The sequence below is a fragment of the Nocardiopsis protaetiae genome (genome assembly GCF_045446735.1).
Taxonomy (GTDB): domain Bacteria; phylum Actinomycetota; class Actinomycetes; order Streptosporangiales; family Streptosporangiaceae; genus Nocardiopsis; species Nocardiopsis protaetiae.
Genome location: NZ_JBJJBV010000322.1, coordinates 1 through 6,823, shown reverse-complemented (window position 1 = coordinate 6,823; position 6,823 = coordinate 1). Strand labels below are relative to the sequence as shown.

The following is a 6,823-nucleotide window of genomic DNA, read 5'->3' as shown; positions in this document are numbered from 1 at the left end:
CGGGGGGACTCCCCCCGGCAGGCACGACGAAGGCGACTCCTGCGAGGCGGCCGAAGGCCCCCGAGCATGAGTCGCCCCGAGTCGAGTGGAGGTGGCGGGAATCGAACCCGCGTCCTTCGATGACGCACCAGAGCTTCTCCGGGTGCAGTCTGTAGTGTCGCTCTACTCGGCCCCAGCGCTTGTACAGACACATCGCTGACAGGCCCAGCCACTGAAATGTCCCGCTCGGGCCCTGTGGCCTGATCCGTGCGGTGAGTCATCTAGCTGATGCCGGTACCCGGGCCGATGACGAGCCCGGACCGACAGAGTCGCTATCGCTTAGGCAGCGAGAGCGAACTCAGTGCGCTTGGAATTGGCACTTGTGTTTAGCGTGAATGCAGGATTAACGAGGTCACAAACACAACCCTCGACCCGCTTCCCCTGAAACGCCTATCGAAGTCGAAACCGATCACCCCCTGTGGAGTTGTCAAGGCTCCTCCGGCCGAGGCCGGTGGTGCCCGCAACGAGCGTTCGGACCGCCGGTCCTCGTGCTCGCTTGTCACTCTACCGGGTCAACGTCCCGGGGGCCAAGCTGATTCCCGGTGACGTGAACGGGTTCCGAACAGGGAGAAACCCCCGCGGGGCGGACTCAGAGTGGTCGACGCTCTCCCGCGGGGGCCGGTCGGCAGGGTCGGGCCGACCGTTGGAAACCGACAGGATCTCCCCCGAGATGAGGTCCTGCCTCCACGCTGGCCCGCTACCCCCTGTCGCGGTGCCAGGTATCCGGGAAGACGCGGGCGGCCCTTCCGAAGGTTGCGGAGGGGCCGCCCGTTTTGCCCCATCGGGGCGCGCTATGTACGACCGGATTACCAGCCGGTCTCCTCGGCGGCGGTCTCCTCGGTGGCGGTGAGGTCGGCCTCGGCCAGCGGGGCCTCGGCGTTGGTCTCGGGGAGCCCGTTGGCCAGGCCCGTCAGGAACGACTGGGCGGCGGTGACCGCGTACTGCGACCACAGCGTCTGGGCGGGGTCGACCTCGGCCAGTACCGCGAACGCCACGTCGCCCTGGTAGCCGACGAACCAGTGCAGCGAGGTCTCGTCGCCCTGGTCGGTGCGCACGGCCTGGCCGTGCACCTCGCCCTCGCCGACGCCCATGGTCAGTTCGGGCATGCGCTGGACGACGGCCTCGCGCAGTCCTTCCCGGACCACGTCCAGGCCGGCCGGGTCCAGGGCGGTTCCGGCTGCGGCCGGCTCGCCGCGCACCAGCTGCGGCGGGTGCCAGGAGCCGTCGGCGATGGCTCCGGCGACCAGGGCCATGGTGAGCGGGCTGACCCGCACCCCGTGCTCACCGATCATCGCGGAGGCCAGCTCGACGTCGTCGCCGCCGATCTGGACCTCGCCGGCGGAGGCGGGGACGGCCAGCTGCCAGTCCTGCCCGATGCCGAGTTCCCGCGCGGTCTCGGTGAGCGCCTGCGCGCCGACCTTCTCGCCCAGGGAGGCGAACCCGACGTTGCAGGCGAAGGCGATGTTGCGGACCAGGGTGGGTCCGAAGCTCAGCGACCCCTGGCTGGGGTTGGTGAAGGTCTGTCCGCCGATCTCGACGCTGGGCCCGCAGGGCACGTCGCTGGTCGGGGTGACGGCGCCGCTCTCCAGGGCGGCCAGGGCGGCGATCACGCCGAAGGTGCCGCCGGGCTTGTAGGAGCCGGTGAAGGCGCGGTCGTCGCCGGTGTTGCCGGAGGCGTTGGCCGCGGCCAGGATCTGGCCGCTGGCGGGGTCGACGGCCACCAGGTAGGCGTTGCCGGGCAGCCCGGTGAGCGCGTTCTCCGCGGCCCGCTGCACGTCGGCGTCGAGCGTGGTGTCGATGCCGCCGCTCTGCTCGCCCTCCCAGGACTCCAGGACCCCGGTGACCTCGCCGTCGGCGTCCAGGGTGACGACCCGGGTGGTCGCCGAGCCGGCCAGCTCGTGCTGGAAGATGTTCTGCAGTCCGCTCAGGCCGACGGTGTCACCGGCCTGGTAGGTGCCCGGGACGCGGGAGGAGACGCGGTGCTCGGCGGTGCCGGCGACCTCCCCGACCACGAACGGCGCCACGGCCGGGGTCAGGTTGATCTCGACCTCCTGCACGTCGGCGCCGGAGATCTTGCGGACGTCGGCCAGCAGCGACCCGTTGACGCTGGAGTTGCGCATGAGCACCAGCGGCTGGAACTGCTCGGGCGGCGCGGAGCGCACCCGGTTGAGCAGCGGGTCGGGGTCCTCGTCGAGCAGTTCGGCGAGTTCGGTGACCCCGGCCTCCTTGTCCTCCATCTCGGCGGGCACCACGCCGAAGGCGCTGACCCGGTCCGCGGTGACCAGCGGCCGCCCCTGGTTGTCGAGGATCTGGCCGCGCTCCTGGGTCTCGTAGCTGACCGCGAGGCGCTCCTCGGCGTTCAGCTCGGGGTGCAGGACGCCGGAGGACCAGGTGATCTTCCAGCCGTCGGGGCCCCAGGTGAGCGGCATCCGACCGGTGTAGTCCCAGGTGGGGTCGCCGATGCCGAGGTCGGCGTGGACCGAGAACTCGGCGGTGGCGTTCTCCTTCTCCCGGGAGATCGGGCCGAGCCCGAACCGCAGGGAGGCGAGGTCGAGCTGCTCCTTCATGTCGGTGAGGGCGCGCTCGACCTGCTCGGGGTCGCCGTCGGTGTACCGGGCCGCCTCCGCGTGCTCCCCGCCCTGCCAGGCGAGCAGGAAGGACCTGACCGCCACTTCGGGGCTGGGGTTCGGAGTACAGGCGGCCAGGGTGGCAACGAGGATCAGGGCGCTGCCGGCGGCCGCGATCCTGCGGCCGGTGGGACGGGGGGACACCGTGTGTGTTCCTTTCGGGCGCCTCATCGGTTGCGTTGGCGGAGCGCGCGTTCCATGTCCCGCTTCGCCTCGCGTTCGGCGATGTCCTGACGCTTGTCGTATTCGCGCTTACCGCGTGCCAGAGCGATCTCGACCTTGACCCGCCCGTCGCTGAAGTACAGCGACAGCGGGATCAGCGTGTACCCGGGCTCGCGGGTCTTGCCGATGAGCCGCGAGATCTGCGCGCGGTGCAGGAGTAGCTTACGCGATCGGCGGGACGCGTGGTTGGTCCAGGTGCCCTGCGAGTACTCGGGGATGTGCACGTGTTCCAGCCACACCTCGCCGTCGCCGATGTGCGCGAAACCGTCGACGATGGACGCCCGGCCCTCTCTGAGCGATTTCACCTCGGTACCGGTGAGGACGATTCCCGCCTCGTAGGTCTCGTCGATGTGGTATTCGTGCCGGGCGCGCCGATTCTGCGCGATGAGCTTGCGCCCGGTTTCCCGTGCCACAGCAGGTGTCCCTTCAATACGTCCGGGGGGCACGAGGCCCCCCGGTTCGGTCGTGTCCGTCCCCGACGGCCCGCGTCAGACCTTGAGGTACCGGCGCAGGGTGAGGAACGAGGTGACGGTGCACAGCAGCACACCGAGGATCATCGATACACCGATCACGTACATGAGCGCACCGGTGCCCAGGGCGATGTCGAACTGGAACCATTCCTCCACGCGGGTCAGCAGCGTGAACCGGGTGGCCACGATGAACCCGGAGGCGATGAGACCGCCGACCAGGCCCGCGATCGCGCCTTCCAGGAGGAAGGGCAGCTGGATGTAGAAGTTCGAGGCACCGACCAGGCGCATGATGCCGGTCTCGCGGCGGCGGCTGTAGGCCGACAGGCGGATGGTGTTGCCGATCAGCAGCGCGGCGGCGGCCAGCTGCACGCCGGCGACCAGCAGCGCGGACCACTTGAGGCCGTCCAGCAGGCCGAAGAACTGCTCCAGGACCCGCTGGTCGTTGGAGATGGCGTCGACGCCGGGGCTGCCCTCGACGGCGGCCCGCACGGTGTCGTAGTACTCCGGGTTGGTGAGCTGCACCCGGAAGTTGTCCGGGATGTCGCCCTCCTGCGCGGCGGCGGCGAGGGCCTCGTTGGAGGCGCCCAGGCGCTCCTGGAAGTCCTGCCAGGCCTCGGCGGCGGTCAGGTAGGTGACGCTCTGGACCTGCTCCATGCCCTCCAGCTTGGCCTGGAGCGCGTCACGGTCCTCCGGGGTGGCGGGCCCGTTCTCCTGGCAGACCTCGGTCGGAGAGATCTCGTTGCACATGTAGATGGTGAGCGTGATCCGCTCGTCCCAGTAGTTGCGCATCTCGGATACCTGCTGGTTGACCAGCAGGCCGGCGCCGAAGAGGGCCAAGGAGATGGCCACCGTCGTGATGACGGCGATCGTCATCGTCAGGTTGCGACGCAGGCCGATCCACGTCTCGGAGAGAACGAATTGTGCTCGCATGATCTGTTAAAGGTCCATCCTTGGGTGGTTCGCCGCGCCGGTCGGGTCCTCGCCGCGGGGTGGGACGCCCGGCGCCGGGCGCGCCAGAAGGTCAGTAAGCCTGGCCGTAGACGCCGCGCGACTGGTCGCGGACCACGAGGCCCTCTTCGAGCTCGATCACGCGCTTGCGCATGGAGTCGACGATGGCGGCGTCGTGCGTCGCCATGACGACGGTGGTGCCCGTCCGGTTGATGCGGTCCAGGACCTTCATGATGCCGATGGAGGTCGCGGGGTCGATGTTGCCGGTGGGCTCGTCGGCCAGCAGGATCTGCGGGCGGTTGACGAACGCGCGGGCGATCGCGACGCGCTGCTGCTCACCACCGGAGAGCTCGTTGGGCATGCGTCCGGCCTTGCCCTCCAGGCCGACGAGTTCGACGACCTCGGGGACGACCTTGCGGATGAACCGGCGGGGCTTGCCGATGACCTCCAGCGCGAACGCGACGTTCTCGAAGACGTTCTTGTTCGGCAGCAGGCGGAAGTCCTGGAAGACACAGCCGATGCGGCGGCGCAGGTGCGGCACCTTCCAGTTGGACAGGCGCGCGAGGTCCTTGCCGGCCACGTGGACGCGGCCCTTGTCGGGCTTCTCCTCCTTGAGGACCAAGCGGAGGAAGGTCGACTTGCCGGAGCCGGACGGGCCGACCAGGAAGACGAACTCGCCCTTGTCTACGTCAATGGAAACGCCGTCGAGCGCGGGGCGCTTCTGGGTCGGATAGACCTTGGTGACGTTATCGAAGTGGATCACAGGCGCATCACAAGGTTCTCGAAGGTATGGGTACCCGCGGCGGAGAGGACTCCGTGCGGGGATCGTACCGGCCGCATGGCCAACCGACAGTGTAGAGGGGGGAAGGACCCGGATCGTCCAGGCCGCGTCGCACCCGAAGATTCCGCACACTATCGGACAACAGCCCCGAGCATATCGGAGGTGTCAACCGATGATAACGTTCACATATAGCCGTTTCGGTAAAACCGCGGAGTCGCGAGCATCACCATTGGGATACAACCTGCGCATTCTTCCCTGATCGCTCACTAGGGGCATCCGTGCCGACACCCAGGGTGTCGCCGCCGTCGCTCCGCGCGGCCGGACCCCGGATATTACAGGGCCGAGGTCCCCGGTCCGGGTGAGCGCGCCGGGGACCGATATCCGCCCCCGGGAGAACCGGAACGGCCGGGTCCCCGCACATCACAGGGACGAGGTCCCCGATCTCCGTGCGGGCCTCCCGGCCGGTCGGCGTGTTGCGGGATCAGGCCTCCTCGACCCGCTCCCGGCTGCGCATCCAGCGGATCTCGGCGTCGATGAACTCGTCGATCTCGCCGTCCAGCACCGCGGCGGTGTTGCCCGTCTCCGCGCCGGTCCGCACGTCCTTGACGCTCTGGTAGGGCTGGAGCACGTAGTTGCGCATCTGGGTGCCCCAGCTGCTCACCGCCTCGCCGCGGATGTCGTTGAGCGCCGCCAGCTCCTCCTCGCGCTTGCGCGCCAGCAGCTTGGCCTGGAGCATCGTCATCGCGGTCGCCTTGTTCTGGAGCTGGGATCGCTCGTTCTGGCAGGACACCACGATGCCGGTGGGCAGGTGGGTGATGCGCACCGCCGAGTCGGTGGTGTTGACGCCCTGGCCGCCGGGGCCCGAGGACCGGTACACGTCGATGCGCAGCTCGGTCTCGTCGATGTCGACGTGGTCGCTCTGCTCCACCACGGGGACGACGTCCACGCCGGCGAAGGAGGTCTGGCGCCGGTTCTGGTTGTCGAACGGGGAGATGCGGACCAGGCGGTGGGTGCCGTGCTCGCCGCGCAGGGTGCCGTAGGCGAACGGCGCCTTGACCGCGAACGAGGTGGACTTGATGCCCGCCTCCTCCGCGTAGGAGGTCTCGTAGATCTCCGTGGGGTAGCCGTGCCGCTCGGCCCAGCGCAGGTACATGCGCTGGAGCATCTGCGCCCAGTCCGCGGCGTCCACGCCGCCCGCCTGGGAGTTGATGGTGACGAGGGCCTCGTGGTCGTCGTGCGGGCCGTTGAGGAGGGTGCGCACCTCCAGCTCGCCGATCTCCTTGCGGAGCTGTTCGAGCTCGCGGTCGGCCTCGGCCTTGGTGTCGGCGTCCTCCTCGGCCTCGGCCAGCTCGTAGAGCACGCCCAGGTCGTCGAGCCGCCGGCCGATGCCCTCGACCTTGTTGACCATGGACTCCAGGCTGGAGAGTTCGCGCGTCACCTTCTGCGCGTTGCCCTGGTCGGCCCACAGCTCCGGGTCGGCGGACTGCTCGCGCAGTTCTTCGATCCGGGTGCGCATCGCCTCCAGGTCCAAGACGGCGGTGACGCTCGCCAGGGTCGCCGCGAGGTCCTTGATCTTCTCTGCTGGGTCCAGTTCTGCCACGGACCCCAGTGTAGGCCCCCTGCCCGCGGGGGCCGCCACCGTGAACGCGACCACCCGTGAACGCGGCCGGGGCCGCCCCGAAGGACGGCCCCGGCCCGTCGGCCGCGAGGGTGCCCGGCGGGGTTCTGGAGGCCCG

Annotated in this window: 5 protein-coding genes and 1 other RNA gene; all 6 read right to left on the bottom strand. The window is 69.4% G+C overall.

Annotated elements, in window-relative coordinates:
* Window positions 1-83: 83 nt before the first annotated feature.
* The 6 genes from ssrA to prfB all read right to left on the bottom strand — a co-directional run bounded on the left by ssrA (window position 84) and on the right by prfB (window position 6,687).
* Window positions 84-456: a transfer-messenger RNA gene (gene ssrA / locus ACJOT3_RS30605) on the bottom strand.
* A 389-nt stretch (window positions 457-845) separates the two neighbouring features.
* The gene (locus ACJOT3_RS30600; RefSeq protein WP_406976610.1) at window positions 846-2,810 is read right to left on the bottom strand and encodes a penicillin-binding transpeptidase domain-containing protein; all 1,965 of its coding nucleotides are present in this window, start codon (window positions 2,808-2,810) and stop codon (window positions 846-848) included.
* A gap of 23 nt (window positions 2,811-2,833) precedes the next feature.
* The gene (smpB, locus tag ACJOT3_RS30595) at window positions 2,834-3,301 is read right to left on the bottom strand and encodes an SsrA-binding protein SmpB (RefSeq protein ID WP_355256842.1); all 468 of its coding nucleotides are present in this window, start codon (window positions 3,299-3,301) and stop codon (window positions 2,834-2,836) included.
* Between the two features lie 75 nt (window positions 3,302-3,376).
* Entirely contained in the window at window positions 3,377-4,288 is a 912-nt protein-coding gene (gene ftsX / locus ACJOT3_RS30590; RefSeq protein WP_406976609.1) for a permease-like cell division protein FtsX, read from the bottom strand.
* A gap of 91 nt (window positions 4,289-4,379) precedes the next feature.
* Entirely contained in the window at window positions 4,380-5,069 is a 690-nt protein-coding gene (ftsE, locus tag ACJOT3_RS30585) for a cell division ATP-binding protein FtsE (protein ID WP_220565084.1), read from the bottom strand.
* Between the two features lie 499 nt (window positions 5,070-5,568).
* Window positions 5,569-6,687 (bottom strand): peptide chain release factor 2, encoded by a 1,119-nt coding sequence (prfB, locus tag ACJOT3_RS30580; protein ID WP_406976608.1) that lies wholly within the window; start codon window positions 6,685-6,687, stop codon window positions 5,569-5,571.
* Window positions 6,688-6,823: the final 136 nt, after the last annotated feature.

Excerpts from the sequence above, each read along its gene's own strand:
- ftsX (WP_406976609.1), bottom strand. The coding sequence starts at position 4,288 with ATGCGAGCACAATTCGTTCTCTCCGAGACGTGGATCGGCCTGCGTCGC.